General features: G+C 44.8%; 17 protein-coding genes. 14 read left to right on the forward strand and 3 right to left on the reverse strand.

Annotated elements, in window-relative coordinates; all coding sequences use genetic code 11:
• Window positions 1-3: 3 nt before the first annotated feature.
• A complete protein-coding gene (gene gyrB / locus BG260_RS08025) occupies window positions 4-1,944 on the reverse strand; it encodes a DNA topoisomerase (ATP-hydrolyzing) subunit B (protein ID WP_069131485.1) in 1,941 nt (646 codons plus the stop codon).
• A gap of 267 nt (window positions 1,945-2,211) precedes the next feature.
• Here gyrB and rpmB point away from each other — a divergent pair, with 267 nt between their 5' ends.
• The 11 genes from rpmB (at window position 2,212) to queA (ending at window position 11,410) form a co-directional block, all read left to right on the forward strand.
• Window positions 2,212-2,457, forward strand: coding sequence for a 50S ribosomal protein L28 (rpmB, locus tag BG260_RS08030; RefSeq protein ID WP_069131487.1), 246 nt, complete (start codon window positions 2,212-2,214; stop codon window positions 2,455-2,457).
• Between the two features lie 3 nt (window positions 2,458-2,460).
• The gene (gene rpmG / locus BG260_RS08035; RefSeq protein ID WP_069131489.1) at window positions 2,461-2,625 is read left to right on the forward strand and encodes a 50S ribosomal protein L33; all 165 of its coding nucleotides are present in this window, start codon (window positions 2,461-2,463) and stop codon (window positions 2,623-2,625) included.
• Window positions 2,626-2,634: 9 nt separating this feature from the next.
• Entirely contained in the window at window positions 2,635-2,805 is a 171-nt protein-coding gene (locus BG260_RS13905; RefSeq protein ID WP_083750181.1) for a DUF4295 family protein, read from the forward strand.
• Between the two features lie 107 nt (window positions 2,806-2,912).
• Window positions 2,913-3,371, forward strand: a complete 459-nt coding sequence (locus BG260_RS08040; RefSeq protein ID WP_069131491.1) for a GatB/YqeY domain-containing protein — start codon at window positions 2,913-2,915, stop codon at window positions 3,369-3,371.
• Window positions 3,372-3,377: 6 nt separating this feature from the next.
• Window positions 3,378-3,941, forward strand: coding sequence for a CvpA family protein (locus BG260_RS08045; RefSeq protein ID WP_069131494.1), 564 nt, complete (start codon window positions 3,378-3,380; stop codon window positions 3,939-3,941).
• The gene (gene tyrS, locus BG260_RS08050; protein WP_069131496.1) at window positions 3,938-5,152 is read left to right on the forward strand and encodes a tyrosine--tRNA ligase; all 1,215 of its coding nucleotides are present in this window, start codon (window positions 3,938-3,940) and stop codon (window positions 5,150-5,152) included. The genes BG260_RS08045 and tyrS overlap by 4 nt, the downstream gene beginning before the upstream one ends.
• A gap of 60 nt (window positions 5,153-5,212) precedes the next feature.
• Window positions 5,213-5,665, forward strand: a complete 453-nt coding sequence (locus BG260_RS08055) for a MarR family winged helix-turn-helix transcriptional regulator (RefSeq protein ID WP_069131498.1) — start codon at window positions 5,213-5,215, stop codon at window positions 5,663-5,665.
• A 47-nt stretch (window positions 5,666-5,712) separates the two neighbouring features.
• Window positions 5,713-8,130: a DNA internalization-related competence protein ComEC/Rec2 gene (locus BG260_RS08060; RefSeq protein WP_141691548.1), complete on the forward strand. Its 2,418-nt coding sequence runs from the start codon at window positions 5,713-5,715 to the stop codon at window positions 8,128-8,130.
• Window positions 8,131-8,206: 76 nt separating this feature from the next.
• Complete coding sequence (gene xseB / locus BG260_RS08065; protein WP_069131502.1) at window positions 8,207-8,422, forward strand: exodeoxyribonuclease VII small subunit; 216 nt, start codon at window positions 8,207-8,209, stop codon at window positions 8,420-8,422.
• Between the two features lie 6 nt (window positions 8,423-8,428).
• Window positions 8,429-10,351: a 1-deoxy-D-xylulose-5-phosphate synthase gene (gene dxs, locus BG260_RS08070; protein WP_069131504.1), complete on the forward strand. Its 1,923-nt coding sequence runs from the start codon at window positions 8,429-8,431 to the stop codon at window positions 10,349-10,351.
• A gap of 57 nt (window positions 10,352-10,408) precedes the next feature.
• Window positions 10,409-11,410: a tRNA preQ1(34) S-adenosylmethionine ribosyltransferase-isomerase QueA gene (gene queA / locus BG260_RS08075; protein WP_069131505.1), complete on the forward strand. Its 1,002-nt coding sequence runs from the start codon at window positions 10,409-10,411 to the stop codon at window positions 11,408-11,410.
• A 7-nt stretch (window positions 11,411-11,417) separates the two neighbouring features.
• On the opposite strand, the gene BG260_RS08080 is transcribed toward queA, so the two are convergent.
• Window positions 11,418-11,636 (reverse strand): hypothetical protein, encoded by a 219-nt coding sequence (locus BG260_RS08080; protein WP_069131507.1) that lies wholly within the window; start codon window positions 11,634-11,636, stop codon window positions 11,418-11,420.
• A 110-nt stretch (window positions 11,637-11,746) separates the two neighbouring features.
• Between BG260_RS08080 and BG260_RS08085 the strand changes: the two genes are divergently transcribed.
• Entirely contained in the window at window positions 11,747-12,325 is a 579-nt protein-coding gene (locus BG260_RS08085) for a hypothetical protein (RefSeq protein WP_141691549.1), read from the forward strand.
• A gap of 26 nt (window positions 12,326-12,351) precedes the next feature.
• Here the strand turns inward: BG260_RS08085 and BG260_RS08090 are convergent, their stop codons facing one another.
• Window positions 12,352-15,264: a TolB-like translocation protein gene (locus tag BG260_RS08090; RefSeq protein ID WP_176719461.1), complete on the reverse strand. Its 2,913-nt coding sequence runs from the start codon at window positions 15,262-15,264 to the stop codon at window positions 12,352-12,354.
• 222 nt (window positions 15,265-15,486) lie between these two features.
• Between BG260_RS08090 and BG260_RS08095 the strand changes: the two genes are divergently transcribed.
• Together BG260_RS08095 and BG260_RS08100 are read left to right on the forward strand one after the other, a co-directional pair.
• A complete protein-coding gene (locus tag BG260_RS08095; protein ID WP_069131511.1) occupies window positions 15,487-16,614 on the forward strand; it encodes a baeRF7 domain-containing protein in 1,128 nt (375 codons plus the stop codon).
• A gap of 168 nt (window positions 16,615-16,782) precedes the next feature.
• The gene (locus BG260_RS08100; protein ID WP_069131513.1) at window positions 16,783-19,359 is read left to right on the forward strand and encodes a M14 family metallopeptidase; all 2,577 of its coding nucleotides are present in this window, start codon (window positions 16,783-16,785) and stop codon (window positions 19,357-19,359) included.
• Window positions 19,360-19,500 lie beyond the last annotated feature (141 nt).

The following is a 19,500-nucleotide window of genomic DNA, read 5'->3' on the forward strand; positions in this document are numbered from 1 at the left end:
TCTTTAAATGTCGAGTTGAGCGTATTTGGCATTTCGCTCGATGAATTCACGTCGCGGTTCAACGTCTCCGCCCATAAGGGTTGAGAACATTTTATCAGCCGCCGCAGCATTTTCTACCGTCACTTTTTGAAGTGTTCGGGTTTCGGGGTCCATGGTGGTTTCCCAGAGCTGCTCAGGGTTCATCTCGCCAAGACCCTTATAGCGTGAAACATCAAATTTCTTCTTCGACTTTTTCAGCTCGCGAATCAATTTATCGCGGGTATCATCATCCCACGCATACTGAATATCCTGGCGGGTAGCCGTAATTCTATAGAGCGGAGGTGTAGCGATATAGATAAATCCATTCTCGATGAGCGGATGCATATATCTATAGAAGAACGTTAGCAGCAGAGTACGGATATGAGATCCATCCACGTCGGCATCTGTCATGATGATAATTTTATGATATCGAAGCTTATCAAGCTCAAACTCCTCTTCATGACCAACACCGGTTCCTAAAGCTGTAATCATCGCCTGGATCTCTTTGTTCTCCAGAATCTTGTTGATCTTGGCTTTCTCAACGTTTAGAATTTTTCCTCGAAGCGGAAGAATTGCCTGGAAACTACGATTTCGTCCCATTTTGGCAGAACCGCCCGCAGAGTCACCCTCCACAATGTAAATTTCACTGTGAGCCGGATCTTTAATAGAACAGTCGGCAAGTTTACCCGGAAGTCCGCCACCACTCATTACACTTTTACGCTGAATGAGTTGACGAGCTTTTCGGGCTGCTTCACGCGCCTCAGCTGCCAGAATCACTTTTTCAAGGATCTTTTTAGCAGTTTTGGGGTTCTGCTCGAGATAATCTGTAAGCTTTTCATAAACAATAACCTCAACAGCACTCTGAACTTCAGAGTTACCCAACTTTGTTTTGGTCTGTCCTTCAAACTGAGGTTCGGCAACCTTTACACTCAAAACGCAGGTCATTCCTTCTCGAAAATCTTCTCCGGATACCTGAATTTTGCTATTTGATTTGATGATGTTATTCTTCTCGGCATACGTTTTAAAGCAGCGAGTAAGGGCTCTTCTGAAACCGGAGATATGGGTTCCGCCTTCACGCGTGTTAATATTATTTACGTACGAGTGGACATTTTCTGAATAGCTCTCATTATATGAGATGGCCAGCTCAACCGGTACATTATCCACTTCACCTGAAATGTACATCGGTTCATCCATCAGGGTTTCGCGAGATTCATCCAGGTACTTTACAAAATCTTTAACGCCACCCGCAAAGTGGAATTCTACATGATGAGAATCGCTGTCTTCCTCTTCGCGCTCATCGGTAATTTCAATAGTGATTTGCGGATTCAGGAATGCGAGTTCACGCATTCGGTCTGCAATAATATCAAACTTAAATTCCGTTGTTTGAGTAAAAATCTCAGCATCCGGTTTAAATTTGATTGTTGTACCGGTAACTTTCGTATTCCCGGTTTCCTGAAGTGGAGTTGTGGTAAAACCACGCTCAAACTCCATTACATAAATTTTGCCATCCCGATGGATTTCTGCACTAAAAGTAGAAGAAAGGGCATTCACGCAACTTACACCCACGCCGTGCAATCCACCTGATACTTTATAAGAATCCTTATCAAACTTACCGCCGGCATGAAGCTTGGTTAGCACAACCTCCACGGCGGGCATATTCAGTTTCGGGTGCTGATCAACCGGAATTCCCCGCCCGTTATCAGAGATGGTGATTGAACCGTCTTGATGAATAATTACTTTAATGTGATCGCAATATCCGGCAAGAGCTTCATCAATGGAGTTATCAACAACCTCGTTGATAAGGTGGTGAAGCCCGCGCTGACCGGTATCGCCAATGTACATCGAAGGTCGTTTTCGAACAGCTTCAAGACCTTCCAGTACCTGAATATTCGACGCTTTATAGTCAGATCCTTTTTTTTGTGCCATAAATGGGGTTGAGTGTGGTTAAAAATAGCCTCTTAGACGGTGGAAAATAGCGCAAGATCGGGCAAAATCAAAAAAAGGTATGGGTATATGTGCCTTTTATTATTATCTCCTGCAAAAAGCCAATTTTGAAGAGCGAGAGAGGGCGTGGAGGCAGGCATTATTCCGATTGAATTGGAGTGTAGAAATTATATATAAAATTGTATTGAATTTAAAATGTAATCCTCTTAATTTTGGTGTCTATCGAAAAACCAGCTAAGTAAACGAATTATGGCACGCAAGGACGATATTACAGGACAAAAGCCGCTGAACGGTTATCGCTCATCAAAAGCGAACAACAAAACCAAGCACCGTTTTCATTTGAATCTGAAAAAGCGGCGATTTTATATTCCTGAAGAAGATCGGTGGGTTACCCTGAAGGTTTCGAACAAAACCCTCCGCACAATTAACAAGAAGGGAATATCTGCGGTTTTGAAAGAGGCCAGAAAAAAAGGAACACTTTTAAAAGAGGTATAAACAATGGCGAAAGGTAATCGCATACAGGTAATTCTTGAATGCACGGAAAAACCGGGAAGCTCTCGGTATGTTACGATGAAGAATCGTCGGAACACCACAGACCGTCTCGAGCTGAAGAAGTATAATCCGGTACTCAGAAAGCACACGATTCACAAAGAAATTAAATAATACGTAACCATGGCGAAGAAACAAGCATTTGGTGAAGAAGCCCTGGCGCTGAAACAGTCTCAGCGTAAAATGGCGAAGGTTATCATATCTACAAAGAATGAGCGCGGAAAGTATGCGTTCAGAGAAACGATGATGGACCAGGATGATGTGAAAGATTTCATCAGTAAAAACAAGAAGTAAGTTTTTCGAAATGATTTTCAGAAAAGGTTGCATCCAGAACGGGTGGAACCTTTTTTTTTGCTTACATTTAACTGTAATACTTAAACAAACAGACCCGTACAGGTTCTATGAGCATTAAAGAGAAAATAATGAGCGACCTGAAGGATGCAATGAAAGCAAAAAAAACGGATGAACTCCGTGTTTTGCGATCCCTGAAGGCGAAAATTTTGGAAAAAGAGATTAGCGAACGAAAAGGCGGAGAAGCATCCATCAGTGATGAGCAGGTCATTGAAGTGCTAATGAAAGCCGCTAAACAGCGGAAAGAGTCGATTGATCAGTTTGAGCAGGGCGGCCGCGATGATCTGGTTGATAATGAGAAACAAGAGCTGGCCATTATCGAATCGTATTTGCCTGAAATGATGGACGATGATGAAATTCGCTCCGAAGTCCAGAAACAGATTGAACAGATGGGCGCCTCCTCAATGGCCGATATGGGGAAGGTGATGGGCGTTATGATGTCCAAGCTGAAGGGCAAAGCAGAAGGTGGTGATGTGAGCAGAATTGTAAAAGAGGAACTCTCCAAATAGACCGGAATGAACCTGCTCGACTTCTTTATCGTGATACCGATCGGTTACTTTGCGTATCGCGGTTTTATGAGCGGGGTTATTCACGAAGTTTTAAATATTGCCGGTATTATTCTGGCTGTATTTCTCACCTTTGAATACATGGAAGAAGCCTCAGCCATGTTCAGGCCCTTTTTTGATAATCCGGATTATGCGGTCGTTTCAGCTGCAATATTTCTCTTTGTGGCCACTATCGCTGTGGTACAGGCCATCGCTTATGCAACACAAAAACTGCTCGAAGTTATTAAGCTTAATATTGTTAACCGGGTAGCCGGACTGGCATTTGGAGCACTAAAATCGGGCATTGTAGTCAGTGCTATTCTGCTTCTGATGGCCGGATTTAATTTACCGGGAGAACAGAGCCGAACTGAATCCATTTCATACCCCTATGTGATTTTTCTTGCACCCATGGCTTTTGACCTGGTTGCTACAGTTTATCCCGGGGCAGAAAATTTTATTGATACGATCGATAAAACGATCGAAGAGAACAATCCCATAAAATCATTACCAATATTTGAAGATTTAAGTATATGAGTTTTCCATCTATCGACGAGCAATTAAACGTCATTAAACGAGGTACGGTTGAGATTGTGCCAGAAGAAGATCTGGTTGAAAAACTAAAAAAATCGAAAAAGGAGAATCGGCCTCTGCGGATCAAGCTCGGGTGTGATCCTACTCGTCCGGACCTCCACCTGGGGCACTCGGTTATTCTCAGGAAACTTCGACAATTCCAGGATCTCGGGCATCACGTTATTCTGATTATCGGAGATTTTACTGCACTGATTGGTGATCCGACAGGGCAAAATAAAACTCGTCCCTCACTTACCGAGGAAGAGATAAAAGAGAATGCACGGACCTACCTTGATCAGGCCGGAAAAATTTTGGACGGTAAAAAGACCGAGATCGTTTACAATTCAGAATGGCTCGGCGATATGAAGTTTCAGGATGTGATTTTGTTGACATCCAAAATGACCGTTGCCCGTATGATTGAACGGGATGATTTTTCCAAACGATATAAGAATAACGAATCGATCTCCTTGCATGAATTTCTCTACCCGCTGGCACAGGGACAGGATTCTGTTCACCTCAAATCGGATGTGGAGCTTGGCGGAACCGATCAGAAATTTAATTTACTTGTAGGTCGTGACCTTCAGCGTGATGCCGGGCAGGATCCACAGGTTTGTCTGATGATGCCGCTTTTGGTTGGAACGGACGGTTCACAAAAAATGAGTAAATCGTACGATAATTATATCGGAATTGATGAACCGGCAAATGATATGTACGGTAAGGCACTGTCTATACCGGATGAGCTGATGTACTCCTACTACGAACTGGTGACCGACATATCAACGGATGAACTCGAGACGATAAAAAAGCGTATAGAGGAAGATCCAAGGAACACAAAGCACGATCTGGCGTTTACCGTCACGCGAATGTATCATGGGGAAGAGGCTGCGAAAGCTGCCCGAAAATATTTTGAGCAGACGGTGATTAACAAGGATATACCCGATGATGCACCGGAACTGACGTTTGAAGCCGGTTCAACCCACAGACTTTTGGACATTATAGCAGAGGCAAACCTGACCTCGAGTAATGGAGAAGCGAAGCGCATGATGAAGCAGGGCGGAGTAAGCCTGGATGACGAAAAAATCAAAAGCCCCGGACATGAAATTACTTTCAAAGAGGGGGATGAACTGGCGCTGAAAGTAGGTAAGCGAAAATTTGCTAAATTAAAGGCAGTATAAATCAAAATGGGGCGGTGTTGAAACTGTTCAGCACCGACACTCCTGAACCCAACATCTACCATGGGAACACACTATTCCGGATCCAGTTCTGAAAAAAATACACTGAACGCATTTATAAAAATAATGCGCGCAACGGATTCATTGAGCAATCGACTGAATCGGCATCTTGCGGAAGAAAATTTAACAGAGAGTCAGTTTGGCACACTTGAAGCTATACACCACCTGGGCCCGTTAAACCAGCGCTCAATCGGAGAAAAAATTCTGAAGAGCGGTGGGAATATCACAATGGTTGTCGATAATCTGGAAAAACAGGGATACGTAAAACGAAAGCGGGACCCCAATGATCGCCGGGCGGTGTTAATTTATTTAACCCCGACAGGAAAAAAGTTTATCGAGAGCTTCTTTCCCAAACATCTGGAAAAAATTAAAGAGGAGTTTTCGGTGTTTACCGAGAGTGAGAAAAAAGAGCTCGCTCGTCTGTGTAAAAAGCTGGGAGTAAAAGAGGAAGAGTAACCACCTGTTAAACTGTAAGGAATGCGCTGAACCCGTTTCTTACAAGTGTGAACCGATCCAGCACATATCAATTACCATTCGCATCCTACCCGGCAGTGCGACTAATGATCCTGCTCATGGCCGGAATTGCTGCGGGTAATTTTGTATCCATCAACCTGCTTCAGCTCTTTATCCTTTTTGTAGTTCTGTTACTGGGATGGGTAACCACTGAGTATGTAGTCAGAAGGTGGAGAGTTGTACAATCAGTTAGGTTATCTATCCTGTTTTACATGGCAATTTTAGTGGTTGCCGGTGCAATATGGATCAAAAACGAACAGCTGCAGAGAGAGAAGGGGTTTGAATCAGTACAATATCTCAACCTGTTTGCGTGGGAAGAGCTGCGAATAGAAGGAAAGGTCGGGCAAAAAGGTTTTACATCTGCCGGCAGGCCGGTATATGTGATAGAGGTGAGCAGAACAGAGTTTGAAGTTGGGGTGGATAGAAATGATACGTATCAAATCAGACTGTATAGTGATCAGAATAAAAGAGAACTAAGTGTAGGGAGTTGGATTGTAGCTGAATTAAAGCTATATCAATTTCCGGAACGAAGAAATCCGCACGATTTTGATTATGGAAAGTGGTTGATGAGGCAGGGGATCTTTGCCCACGGAGAGATTTTAAAGATTGAATCCTATGAAGAATCATCATCCATATTTTCCTGGGGTCCATGGAGAGATCATGTTCAGAAAAATATCGATGCAGCATTTTCTGAAGAGACATCTTCATTAGCAAAGGCTCTACTATTGGGTTATAAAGAGGAGATTTCAGAGGATACCCGGAAACAGTTTTCCCGATCCGGGTTATCACACATCATGGCGGTGTCGGGGTTGCATGTCGGTTTTATTGTAGCTCCGTTTTGGTTTTTGATTCCATACTTTTGGACAAAAAGAGGCGGGAAAATAGCAGGAATTATTGTTTTGTCGATTCTATTGCTGGGTTATGCAGGGCTGACCGGTTTTAGCGCTTCGGTTTGCAGGGCCTCGATAATGGCATGGCTGATAACGTATGGAAAGTTGTTTCATAAGGTGAGGAACTCCATCAATCTTACCGCCGGCGCAGCGATTTTATTACTGATTTGGAATCCAAGCCAACAGTTTGATGTAGGATTTCAGCTCTCGTTCAGTGCTGTTTTTGTCATATTACTGGTGTTGCCGGAAACTCAGAGACTCATTCCTTTAAGATATAGATATGGGCGGTTCGGGGTTCTTAGTTCACTAATTATGATATCCGTTGTAGTTCAGGCGGGTCTATTTCCAATCCTTATACACTATTTTGGTGAGTTTTCTATTGCCGGACCGATAGCAAATGCTTTTGTCATACCTATACTGACTGTTGCTGTGCCACTCGGATTGGTTCTGTCTATTTTACCTTCTACTGCTGTGCAAACGGCAGGATTTAGTATTGTGCCTGTAGAGTGGGCTTTGAGATGGGTAGAATTTGTGGCCATGACAATTGGCGAGAGTGACTGGAGTTACTTTACAGTAAATGCAGATTCCGTATTCCTCTTCCTGCTCTGGATCTCTTTGATTTTGTTAATTGCATCGATTCGAATACCGGAGTTGAGATGGAAAATGCTGATCATTAGCATGGCGTGCATTAACCTGATGCTCGTTGAGCTAACGATGAAAGCAGGGAATGACCCCTTGGCGAAAATAACATTTCTTGATGTTGGTCAGGGTGATGCAATTCATATCGAAACACCAATGGGTAAACACATTTTGGTTGATGCCGGCAGATGGAGTCCGGGAAGAAATAGCGGTAGTGATACTATTGTTCCCTATTTCAATTCGATAGGCGTCCATCACATAGATGCCATGATTTTATCACATCCGCATGCAGACCATATTGGAGGTGTGAATGTTATCATAGAAGAGATGAGTGTTGGCAAAATCTACCAAAGTAATTACGACTACGACAGCCGGCTATATCAAACATTGATGAGAAATGTAGAAATGTTGAAAATTCCTGTTGTAAATGTTTTTGCCGGAGATCGAATCGATGTTGATGAAACAATGCGAATTTATGTGACCGGTCCGATCAAAAGAGGCACACTCCCTTCGAACCCAAACAACTACTCGGTATCCATTAAAGTTGAGCATGGAGAAAGTTCGATCCTGTTAACCGGTGATGCTGAACATCAGCAAGAGCAGAAAATGGCGGAAGTTTACGGAGAATTTCTAAAAACAGATCTGTATAAGCTTGGACATCACGGAAGTAAAACAAGCTCATCAAAACAGTTACTTGATCAGGTAAGACCAGAAATAACGGTAACATCATTAGCCTATCAAAACCGGTTCCGGCACCCAAATCGAGAAGCCATTACAAATGTTTCTGCATTCAGCGGGGAAAATTACTTTACAAGCCTTGAAGGTGCAGTGGTGATTGAATCAGACGGAAACACCCTGAGAAAAAAAGAGTGGAAGTAATCTCATTAAAAGAAGTTTGCCCGTGGGCTCGGTAAGGTGTAATTTCATTGGGTAATTGTGGAAAAATTGAAAGAATATGTCTGAAAAGGAACGGCTTAGCTTTGAAGAAGCTTTAAAAAAACTGGAAGCAGTAGTTGAAAAATTAAATGATAAGGAGATCTCTCTGGAAGAGTCGGTGGCTTTATATGAAGAGGGTCAAAAATTATCGAAGATCTGCTCTGAAACATTGGAAAGTGCTGCACTGAAGATTGAACAAATTGATCAGACCCAGGACGACACAGAACGTGATTAAAATATTATGGAAGAGTACATTCCGAAGGCAGGTCCGCTGCTCAGTAAAATTCAGGGACCTGATGATTTAAAAAAGCTCAAGCCGGAACAGTTACAAGATGTTTGCGATGAACTGAGGGAGTTTATAATTGACTCGGTATCAGTTCATGGCGGTCATTTTGGAGCGAGCCTCGGCGTAATCGAGCTTACCGTTGCGTTGCACTATACCTACAACACCCCATCTGATAGAATTGTATGGGATGTTGGCCACCAAGCCTATGGCCACAAAATTTTGACAGGCAGAAGGGATCAATTCCATACAAATCGCAAGTACGGTGGAGTTTCCGGATTCCCTAAACGTTCAGAGAGCGAGTACGATGCATTTGGTGTGGGACATTCCAGCACGTCCATTTCGGCTGCACTGGGGATGGCAGTTGCGGGAGATCTGAATGAAACAGATCAAAAAATGGTGGCGGTCATCGGCGATGGAGCCATGACGGGAGGAATGGCGTTTGAAGCATTGAACAACGCCGGCGCCATGAATTCAGACATTCTGGTGATCTTGAATGACAACAACATGTCAATCGATCCGAATGTAGGAGCTCTGAAGGAGTATCTTGCCGACATCACCACAAGCAAGACCTTCAACAAGATGCGCGATGAAATTTATGACCTTCTCGGGCATTTTAAATCGGCCGGAGAGAAGATGCGCAAAGTTGCCTCACGCCTTGAAAAGGCTGTCACAGCGGCCATCACACCGGGAGCCCTGTTCCAAGCCCTTGGGTTTAAGTACTACGGTCCGGTTGACGGCCATAACGTAGAAACCCTTCGCCGGCACCTGGAGGACCTTCGAACCGTTTCGGGGCCAAAACTATTGCATATTGTAACCGTAAAGGGGAAAGGTTTTGCTCCTGCTGAACGGGAGCAGACCAAATGGCACGCACAGAGCAGTCCGTTCGATAAAATAACCGGAAAATCTTTGGCAGCACCCGCTCCTAAAAAGAGTCAGCCCCAAAAATATCAGGATGTTTTTGGGGACGCACTTGTTGAGCTGGCAGAGATGAACGAAAATATTGTGGCCATCACACCGGCCATGCCGAGCGGTTCCAGTCTCTGGCCGATGATGAATAGATTTCCTGAACGCGCATTTGATGTGGGAATTGCTGAACAACACGCCGTAACCTTTGCAGCCGGTTTGGCCGCTGAAGGAAAAAAAGCATTTGCAGCTCTCTACTCTACATTTCTACAAAGAGCATATGATCAGGTGATTCATGATGTGGCCATACAGAAATTGCCGGTTGTATTTTGTATTGACAGGGCAGGGCTGGTTGGGGCTGACGGACCAACACACCACGGATTGTATGATGTCTCTTATCTGAGGGCGGTTCCGAATATGATTGTTTCATCCCCAATGGATGAACAGAACCTGCGCGATATGATGTATACAGCTTCGGAATATGACGAAGCAGCCTGGGCTATTCGCTATCCGAGGGGCAGGGCAACGGGTATGGATGTTCGGAAAGAGTTTCAAAAAACACCGATTGGGAAGGGCAGGATGATTCGTGAAGGCGGTTCAGTGGCTGTGCTGAGCTTTGGGCCGATCGGGAAATATGTGATTGAAGCCGCTGATGTGATGAGTGAGGAGGGAATTTCGATTGGTCATTACGACATGCGATACGCCAAGCCACTGGATACAGAACTGATCGACAAAGTTCTTGCCGGGTATGATTATATCATCACGCTTGAAGACGGCGCGAGACTGGGCGGATTTGGTTCGGCTGTTGCCGAATATGTTGCTGAACAGGGAGTTGCCGTGCCCGTAAAAATAATGGGTGTGCCGGATCGAATTGTGGAACATGGAACTCAGCGAGAACTTCACGAAGAAGTGGGAATAGGTCCGGCCGGTATTGTCCAAGAGGTGAAAAAGCTACTTGGGATTGAGATTGCCTAATCTGTATTTCGTATCTTTTAGGTGAATTGAAAACTGATCCAGAAACCAAACTCTGCCTTGTCGTATACACTCAAAGATTTTGATTATCATCTGCCCGAAGAGCTGATTGCTCAAAAACCCGCAACTCCACGCGATCACTCCAGGCTGCTCGTCTTTAACCGAAAAACAGGCACCGTTCAGGATGATTTTTTCTACAACATTGGTCAATATCTGCCCAAAAAGACCTCACTTGTTGTAAACAACAGCAAGGTTGAAAAGTGCCGGTTACTGTTCAGAGATGGGCAAGTGGAAATTTTTGTAACCCGGGCAGTTAACGACAAAGTGGTGGAGGCAATGGTTCGCCCGGGAAAAAAGTTCAAGCCCGGCAAACTTACAAAGCTGGCGGAAGGGCTGACCGCAACAACCCTGGCTATTGCTGATGACGGGATTCGAACGATTAAACTGAACAGGTCCCTGGATGATGAGATCACAGAGAAATTCAAACATACTCCGTTCCCGCCTTATATCGAACGGGATGAATCGCTGGCAGACAGATACCAAACAGTGTATGCTGAACAGGAAGGGAGTAAGGCGGCTCCAACCGCCGGGCTGCATTTTACCCCCGATCTTTTAAAGAGTCTTGAAGAGCAGGGGATTGAACGAAAAGAGGTGACTTTGCACGTTGGGCTGGGAACCTTTGCACCCGTCAAAACGGAAAAGATTGAAGATCATACCATGCACAGCGAGTGGTATCAAATCACGGAGAAGCAGGCTGAAGCTCTCAATCAGTCGAACAGTATTACCGCAGTGGGCACAACGAGTGTTCGTGTTTTGGAGTCAGCGGTGGGTGATAATAGAACGTTTAAACCCTGTTCAGGAGAGACCGATATATTTATCACACCGGGGTATAAATTTAAATCGGTAGATCATCTCATCACAAACTTTCACTTGCCTAAAAGTACACTCCTTATGCTGATTTCGGCATTTGCAGGGTACGATGAAATGAAGAGAATCTATCAGCACGCAATTACAGAGAAGTATCGGTTTTATTCATTTGGGGATGCGATGCTGATTTTATAGAGATCCTTTAATCAGTCTCTTTCTCCTTTTCATACTGAGCCTTATACCCATTTAGAATCTTTTGATTCATATGGCGCTTGTAGTTTTTGTACTCATACATACGCACAGTAAACTCTGAGTGGTAAGTGCCGTCGTTGCAATCTACGTTTAGTTTGTTGGGATTGTCAGTTTCTGTTATAACAACCTGAATGTTGCCCAGTTTATACGATTCTACTTCTTTGCTCATGCTTCTTTTCTGATTTAAACTCTTTACGTTGCAAAGATAACTCTTTTGTGTTTAATCCCCCGAATATAGATTTTGATGCTCTTAACCAATCATCACTGAATTCAACTAATATGAAAATATTTTTCTTATCGCTTTTCACCCTTCTCTTCGTAACCGCTTGTGGCAGTGAAGATGAGGATACCGAACTCTCACCTCAGATACAGGCTGAAACACCCCAAGAGCAGTTCTATGCAAACCTGGCTTCTCTATGCGGAGAGACATTTGAAGGAGAATCTACATTCCCGGACGATCCGGATCATGACCTGGTAAATACCGTACTGAAAGCAACGGTTAAAACGTGCACGGATGAGCGCATTGAAGTAGACTTTATCCGGGACGGAAACACGTGGCATGCAACCTGGATTTTGGAGATGCGTGAAGACGGCCTTCATCTCTATCACGACCACATTGGCGAGAAGGAGTATCCTGAAGGAGAGGAGCCTCTAACAGGTTATGGTGGATACGCGGATGATCGGGGGACGGAGTTTATGCAGTATTTTCCCGCTGATGATTATACAGCCGAAATATTGCCCGAAGCGGCTACTAATGTATGGATGATGGAGTATGATCCACAAGCAGAAACCTTTGTTTATGCTCTTGAAAGACATGAACAGCCGCGGTTTCGTGCACAGCTATCTAAACAGCAGTAAAAGGGACGTAAGGAGCCGGGCTGTGGTTAAAATGTTCCAAAATGGAATGTGAACTCATCCCGGGTCGGCTCCCACCCGAGCGATAACCCGATATCAAACGCAAGATTACTGATTCTGAATCGGCTTCGGATTCCTGCACCGTAAACGGCCCGGGTTGCCCGGTATATGTCAGATTGATTTAGATCGGCCACGGTTTGCGAAAAAAGAACAAGGTAGATGTTGGACAGATAAACCGGAACCGTCAGGCCACCATCATCCGGATAGGTAATGGGTATGGTGTAGCGCGTGTTGAATATCGCGACGTTGTTAACGGCCGGAAGCGGCACGTCGGAAAAGTTGTCGGAGTAGAGGTCAGCAGTATTAAACACAGGGAGGTCTGTTTGAGTGACTACCTGGCCGGTTAATCTCAACGATTGATTTAATTTTGATAACGGTGCAATAAATGTTGAAATATATCCCCGGAAACCTCTTCTATCCGTCAGGTTTGCATCGATGTTGAACTGATCGGTTTGAATGTTGAGCGTAGTGTTGTTCAGCCCAATTCGTGTTTCAGTAAAAAAGATCCAGCCGGCATTTGGCTGAACGTCACGCCTAAATTGTCTGAGCCTGTAATTCAGACTGGAGACCAAACCAACGGAGTGGCGGGTACCAAATTCTGAATAGGATTGTGAGGTCTGGTTCGGGTTTAAAAACCGCAATTGGCTTACATAGTATTGAGGTTCGAGCAGCAGAGAGGTGAAACGCGCATTTCTTTCAATATAGAATCGAAACGGTATTTTGAGGGAGGCTCCCCTGGATTGCTGCAAAAAAGGAAGAGTAAACGATTCGTTCTCGCTAGTTACACGAAAGGAGGTGAGGTTGGGCTCATTAAAAATATTCGCTCTAAAACCGGGATAAAATCCCTTGGTTGTATATTCCAGATCGTACCAGATCCGGTCAAGATAGTGAGAAATTTCCATGGTGTATCTTCGGCTGCTGAGCGGATCAACGCTCTCCATGGTGATGCCAATTCGGTCAGATCCACTCTGCTCATCGTATGTTGGAAGCCATAATCTCGGTTTAAGCCAGCTCCACCCTGAACGATAACTGCTGAACTCCCAATCGGTTGTATCGGCAACTTCAGCCCGATTCATCAATGGACGGTTCAGCAAGGTTTCTACAGATTCATTCGGCTGAAACTGATCCGGAGATATTTTATCTCGATTCAGGGATTGGGCTGATATAACTGCGGGAACCTGCTCATTCTGAATCTGCTTTATGAGTGCAATCAATGAGCCATCCGGTGAATAGGAAGCCTCAAACAGATTGTAAGGTTCGTTTGTAAGCCGGTGCAATTCTCTGCTATTAAGGTTGAATTCATACAGATTCATCACTCCGTCCCGATCACTAACAAAAAGCAGGCGGTTGCCATCGGGATGCCAGGAGAGATCAAAAATCGAAGCCGATTCAAATACAATATCCGGTTGATCAAATAGTATGTTTGTTTCTTCAGTTAAATTGATGAACCAGATTCCCTGAACACCGTTTAATTTGCCAATGATTGCTGATTGAGAAATATCGGCAGGATGAGGAGCAACCTGAATAACAGATGCCGTTTCCGGTTTTATGTATGTTTTAGAAATCAAGCCTGTGGCTGAGTTAACTTCGACCAATTCCTCCGTTTGGCCGGATGTTCGGAGAGCATAAATCTGACCAGCGTGTTCTGCCGGTGAAAATAAACGCTGCCGTTGTGTGATGCGGGTCAGCTCTCCGGATTGAACATTCAGCTCGTGAAGATCGCCCCGGAAAACGTTATCAAAGCGGGTGTCTGAGTGGTATCTGCTGAAGAGAATGGAGGAGTGGCTTTCTGTGGCTGAGTAGATGTAATCATCGGAAACAACGACTTCTTTGATCAGATTTACAGACCGGGATTCCAGATCGTATTGGTAAAATCCTGTCGGTTGATTACAAAAACGGCCGTGGAATATCAGCGTGGAGTTGTCAAGCCACAAGGGGCGATGGGTCCGGCGACAGGTTCCCCGCACAGGCAGCTCTTCGAGTGAGTTGTTTTCATTCACAGATGAGAGGCGGCTGCTCTCTTCCGAAGAGACATCAGCAGAAAACTCACGATAGAGAGCTGCCGGCCACTTTCCGGTTTTTGATCGCAATGCAACACCATAACCCAAAAATGGATATTTATAGTGAAACCGGATGGTGTTTTGTACGATTTCCTCACCGTAGCTGCTTTTGAGCCAGTTCATGAACTCATATCCGCCTGCATAGTGTCGGTTAAAGGGCGGTGTAAAATCTGTTGTGTGCAGCAGCTGTCCCATAGACCACTGCTCATCGGTTCCGAGCAGGCTGTTGAATTGATGGGTGAAATAGGGGTAGTTCCCGCGACCGGAATAGGGAAGAGTTCCATGGCTTTCATAATCGACGGCAATCCCTTCGTGAAGCCCCAAAGGAGCCGCTCCGTGGATAGAGCGTCTTAAGTCGGGTGAAAACAGGCCAAGAATTCTGCTAATAGACGGTGGGTTGACACTAAAATGAAGAGCATGAACAAGTTCATGAGGAAGGACCGATTCAAGCCAGTCGCCCGATTGTGGGTTTAACGTTTTTCCACGAATGGGAGCCAGCTCAATTTCAGAACGGAAATTGGACGGAGATACAAATCCATTAGAACGATCGTTTTCGGGGTTGATAATAACCGGAAACCGGCGCAGTTCTCCACCCACAAACTGTTGAATATCGTTGTACTCCGATTCAAGAATAGATAGCGACCGGATGGCTTCATCTCTGTAGATTTCTGGATAGATCAGGCGAAAACGTTCTGTGTTGATCTCCTGCCAATTTAAATTTGGCAGACGATATTTGGTTTCATAGATCTGTGCGGCACCTTCGCTGAAGGGATAAGTCGCAGCGATCACAAACAGGGTAAGGTATGTGAAGAGCTTTTTCATGGATGATGCTAACATGAGAAAATCCGGGATGAATCAAAAGAAGAAAATATCCATTTAAAGGGTTGAGTGGTGAATGGATTTCTTTCAAAACAGTATGTGACAAATTGTAAAGCCATGTATAATTTTTTTGAATTACGAAGATATCGGAACCTTTATTTTCAGAAATTTTTTATGTTTTTAGTACAGCTATAAAAATAACCCAAAGAAATAGGTGAGGTTAGGATGGTAAGTGAAAAAGAGATCAATGAACTGGTAAATAGAAAAGGAAGTGATTTAGTAACAATCACTTTGCCAACGCATAAAACAGGAGAAGAGTCAAAACAGGACCCAATTCGATTAAAAAACTTACTGAACGATGCCGTTTCCATGCTCAAGGAGAACGGCATGAAAGAATCGGATGCAGAAAGTTACTTAAAGCCCGCTTACGATCTGCTCGAGAAGCCGATGTTTTGGTCTCATGCCGATAAAGGCCTGGCCATTTATATCAGCGAAGAGGACTCAGAGATTTTTAAACTTCCATACAACGTTGATGCAGAAGTTTATGTGAATAATCACTACCTCATCACACCGCTTCTGCCGATGCTTAGTATGGACGGAACGTTTTGCCTGCTTGCTCTGAGCCGGCAAAATGCAAAATTGCTCAAATGCACTCGTAACAATGTTGAAGATATCACACCGGCAGATATTTCGGTTTCCATAGAGGATTATCTTGAGGTGGACCCTGAAAAACAGCTTCAGTTTCATACAGGTGCAAAATCACAAAAGGCGATGTATTTTGGCCATGGAGCGAGTGAAGAGGATAAGATGGTGATTGTAGAGCAATACTTCAGGGAGATTGAAAAGGGTGTGACCAAAGTGATGAGGGAGCGAAATGACCCTCTTGTAGTTGTAGGGCTGAAAGACAACCTTTCTGTTTATAAGAAGGTCAATAATTACGGGCGTCTGGTTGAGCAGGCTGTTGAGCTGAACCCCGATGAACTTTCCGAACAGGAACTGCGGGACAAGGGTTGGGGAGTTATTCAGAAACACTTTCTGAAAGATATGTACAACTCCCTGGAGAAGTTTTCCGAGCACTCCGAAGGGAAGGTATCCAACAACCTGGGAGATATTGTAGAGGCAACGGTTCAGGGGCGTTCTCACACAATCTTTATCTCCCGCGATGAGAAAAAGTGGGGAGTATTTGATGAAGCTCAGCAAACGGTTCACTACAGCAGTAAACCTAAAAACGGAGATATTGAGCTGCTGAACTGGCTGTCCATTACCGGAAGAAAGACCGGCAGTAAAGTATATCTGTTACCAAAAGAAGAGATGCCAATGCACTCTACGGTAGTGGCCGAGTTCCGATTCTGATACTCGGTATTCAAACCAAATAATAGTAAGCGGAGCCTGTTTAATCGGGCTTCGCTTTTTTTATGCAGTTTTTAAAAATTGTTTCATTCATACGACTGATTTCAAAGAGTGCGGTGAATTGTTTACTATATGTGCAACTTAGCCATTACAATAAACCATCTTTATCGAATGAAATCACTATTACAATCTATTGCTCTACTATTGATTGTACCTGCAATTGCTTTTTCGCAGGTCAATCTGGACTACTATCTGCCGGAAGGCGTTTCCTATAACCCCGACATCCCCACTCCAAAAGAGGTGGTTGGACATGAAGTCGGGGAGTGGCACATCACTCACGACAAGCTTGCGCAGTATATGTATGCGCTTGCGGAAGCTTCTGATCGCGTAACCATCCAGGAATACGCCAGAACGTATGAAAATCGGCCTTTACTTTTGCTGACGATTACCTCTCCGGACAATCACTCATCCATCGATCAAATTAAGTCGACCCACAGGTTGCTGCGCGATCCGGACCGGTCCGGTAATCTCGATCTGGACTCTATGCCGGTTATTGTAAATATGGGGTTCAGTGTACACGGAAATGAGGCGAGTGGCTCAAATGCATCGTTAGTCAGTGCTTACCACTTTGCCGCTGCCCAAGGCGAAGAAATTGAAGAGATACTCAGTAACTCAATCATACTGCTCGACCCATCCTTCAACCCGGACGGGCTGCAGCGATTTTCAACATGGGTAAACATGCACAAAAGTGCCACGACCGTTACGGACCCGAATGCAAGAGAATTCAGTGAGGTGTGGCCGAACGGCAGAACCAACCACTACTGGTTTGACCTGAACCGGGACTGGATGCCGGTTGTGCACCCCGAAAGCCGCGGCCGGATAACCATGTACCAGGATTGGAGGCCGCACGTACTGACCGACCACCATGAGATGGGAACAAACTCTACCTTCTTTTTTCAGCCGGGAATCCCTTCAAGAACCCATCCGCTGACTCCGCAACGCAACCAGGACCTGACAGCTGCCATCGCAGAATATCATGCTGATGAACTGGATGAAATCCAGAGTCTCTACTATGCACGCGAGTCGTTTGATGATTTCTACTATGGCAAAGGATCCACCTACCCGGATATATTTGGAACTATCGGTATTCTGTTTGAGCAGGCGAGTTCAAGAGGACATGCTCAGGAGAGTGCTCATGGAGTGCTCGAGTTTCCGTTTGCAGTGCGTAATCAGTTCAGGACGTCACTTTCTACCGTAAAGGCGGCGAACGGATTGAGAATGGAACTGCATGAAAACATGCGTGAATTCTATCGCGAAACACGACAGGAGGCTTCCAGAAACTCTGTGAAAGCGATTGTCATCGGGGATAAGTACGATTCAGGTAAAAATTACCACTTCGCCGATTTGATGACTCACCACAGTGTGGAACTTTATGAATTGGCACAAAACCTGGAAGTAAACGGTGAAACGTTTGAGCGTGGCAAAGCCTGGGTTATTCCAATGGAACAGACCGAATACAAGTTTATAGAAGCGATGTTTGAGACAAGAACTGAGTTTACCGACAGTCTCTTTTATGATGTTTCAACATGGACATTGCCATCTGTTTTTAATCTGCCGCATGCCGAGCTCAATCAGAGGCAGTTTAGCAGTAACCTGATGGGCGACAGAGTGGAAACACCTGAAAAACCTGCCGGCCAAATGGTAGGAGGGAGAAGCAACTACGCATACGCTTTTGAGTGGGATGAATATTACGCTCCTCGGACTCTTTACAGGCTGCAACAGATGGGCGTACGTACTCAGGTCGCATTTCAGAAATTTCAGTCGGTTGTATCAACCGGGGTTAAAGAGTTTAACTACGGTACAATTCTGATACCACTGGGTGTTCAGGATGTGGATGAGGCCGAAATATTCCGAACACTTCAAACCGCTGCAGAAGAGGACGGAGTTGACATCTATAACCTGAGAACGGGTCTTTCTGCCGGCGGCGTGGATTTAGGCAGCCCAAGTATCAATCCCCTTCAAAAGCCAAGTGTTGCCATTCTGGCCGGAAGCGGAGTCAGTAATCTTGAAGTGGGCGAAATCTGGCATCAGCTTGATCAGAGATACAAAATCCCATTAACCATACTTGAGAAAGATCGTGTAGGCCGGGCGGACCTCAGCCGGTATAACAGGCTTGTTCTTGTATCAGGCGGTTACGGCGATTTAAGTGACGGGGCTGTAAGTGATATTAAAAACTGGGTGCGTAGCGGCGGAACGTTGATCGTTCAGCGTGGTGCTATCAGTTGGGCACGGAGCCAGGGGCTTTTGAATGCTGAAACAGTAGAGAGGGAGTCATCTGATCCTATCCGATATGCCTATGAAGAACTTTCGAGTGCAAGGGGAGCGCAGGTGATTGGCGGTTCTATTTTCAGCGCCATGCTTGATACAACCAATCCGCTTGGATTTGGTTACAGAAATGATAACATGCATGTCTTCCGGAATAGCACAACCTTTCTTGAGGTTGGCTCAAACCCGGCTGCATCTCCTCTTTATCTGACAAATGAGCCGTTAGTTAGCGGATATATCTCCGGAGAAAATAAGGAGTACATTAAAGATACTGCCTCCATCACGGTTTCAAGCTATGGTTCGGGAAGAGTGATCGGTTTTGTTGATAATCCGAATTTCCGGGCATTCTGGTATGGTACGAACAAGCTGTTTGCGAATGCGCTCTTTTTTGGAAATCAAATAAGCGGTGCAGCAACCAACTGATCTGGCTGAATAACAGATGTTTAAAGCCCGGGTATTCATCAGAAATACTCGGGCTTTTCCATTTAAGACAAAAAATTCCAAAATATTCTTGACAAACAATCCACACCTGTGTAATTTAAGATTAAATACTCTTAATTATTT

The sequence above is a fragment of the Rhodohalobacter halophilus genome, from assembly GCF_001715195.1.
GTDB lineage: Bacteria > Bacteroidota > Rhodothermia > Balneolales > Balneolaceae > Rhodohalobacter > Rhodohalobacter halophilus.

Coding starts and splice junctions, on each gene's coding strand:
- BG260_RS08100 (WP_069131513.1), top strand. CDS start 16,783: ATGAAATCACTATTACAATCTATTGCTCTACTATTGATTGTACCTGCA.
- BG260_RS13905 (WP_083750181.1), top strand. CDS start 2,635: ATGGCGAAGAAACAAGCATTTGGTGAAGAAGCCCTGGCGCTGAAACAG.
- rpmG (WP_069131489.1), top strand. CDS start 2,461: ATGGCGAAAGGTAATCGCATACAGGTAATTCTTGAATGCACGGAAAAA.
- BG260_RS08090 (WP_176719461.1), bottom strand. CDS start 15,264: ATGAAAAAGCTCTTCACATACCTTACCCTGTTTGTGATCGCTGCGACT.
- gyrB (WP_069131485.1), bottom strand. CDS start 1,944: ATGGCACAAAAAAAAGGATCTGACTATAAAGCGTCGAATATTCAGGTA.
- BG260_RS08055 (WP_069131498.1), top strand. CDS start 5,213: ATGGGAACACACTATTCCGGATCCAGTTCTGAAAAAAATACACTGAAC.
- BG260_RS08080 (WP_069131507.1), bottom strand. CDS start 11,636: ATGAGCAAAGAAGTAGAATCGTATAAACTGGGCAACATTCAGGTTGTT.
- BG260_RS08045 (WP_069131494.1), top strand. CDS start 3,378: ATGAACCTGCTCGACTTCTTTATCGTGATACCGATCGGTTACTTTGCG.
- xseB (WP_069131502.1), top strand. CDS start 8,207: ATGTCTGAAAAGGAACGGCTTAGCTTTGAAGAAGCTTTAAAAAAACTG.
- rpmB (WP_069131487.1), top strand. CDS start 2,212: ATGGCACGCAAGGACGATATTACAGGACAAAAGCCGCTGAACGGTTAT.
- BG260_RS08095 (WP_069131511.1), top strand. CDS start 15,487: ATGGTAAGTGAAAAAGAGATCAATGAACTGGTAAATAGAAAAGGAAGT.
- tyrS (WP_069131496.1), top strand. CDS start 3,938: ATGAGTTTTCCATCTATCGACGAGCAATTAAACGTCATTAAACGAGGT.
- BG260_RS08040 (WP_069131491.1), top strand. CDS start 2,913: ATGAGCATTAAAGAGAAAATAATGAGCGACCTGAAGGATGCAATGAAA.
- BG260_RS08085 (WP_141691549.1), top strand. CDS start 11,747: ATGAAAATATTTTTCTTATCGCTTTTCACCCTTCTCTTCGTAACCGCT.
- dxs (WP_069131504.1), top strand. CDS start 8,429: ATGGAAGAGTACATTCCGAAGGCAGGTCCGCTGCTCAGTAAAATTCAG.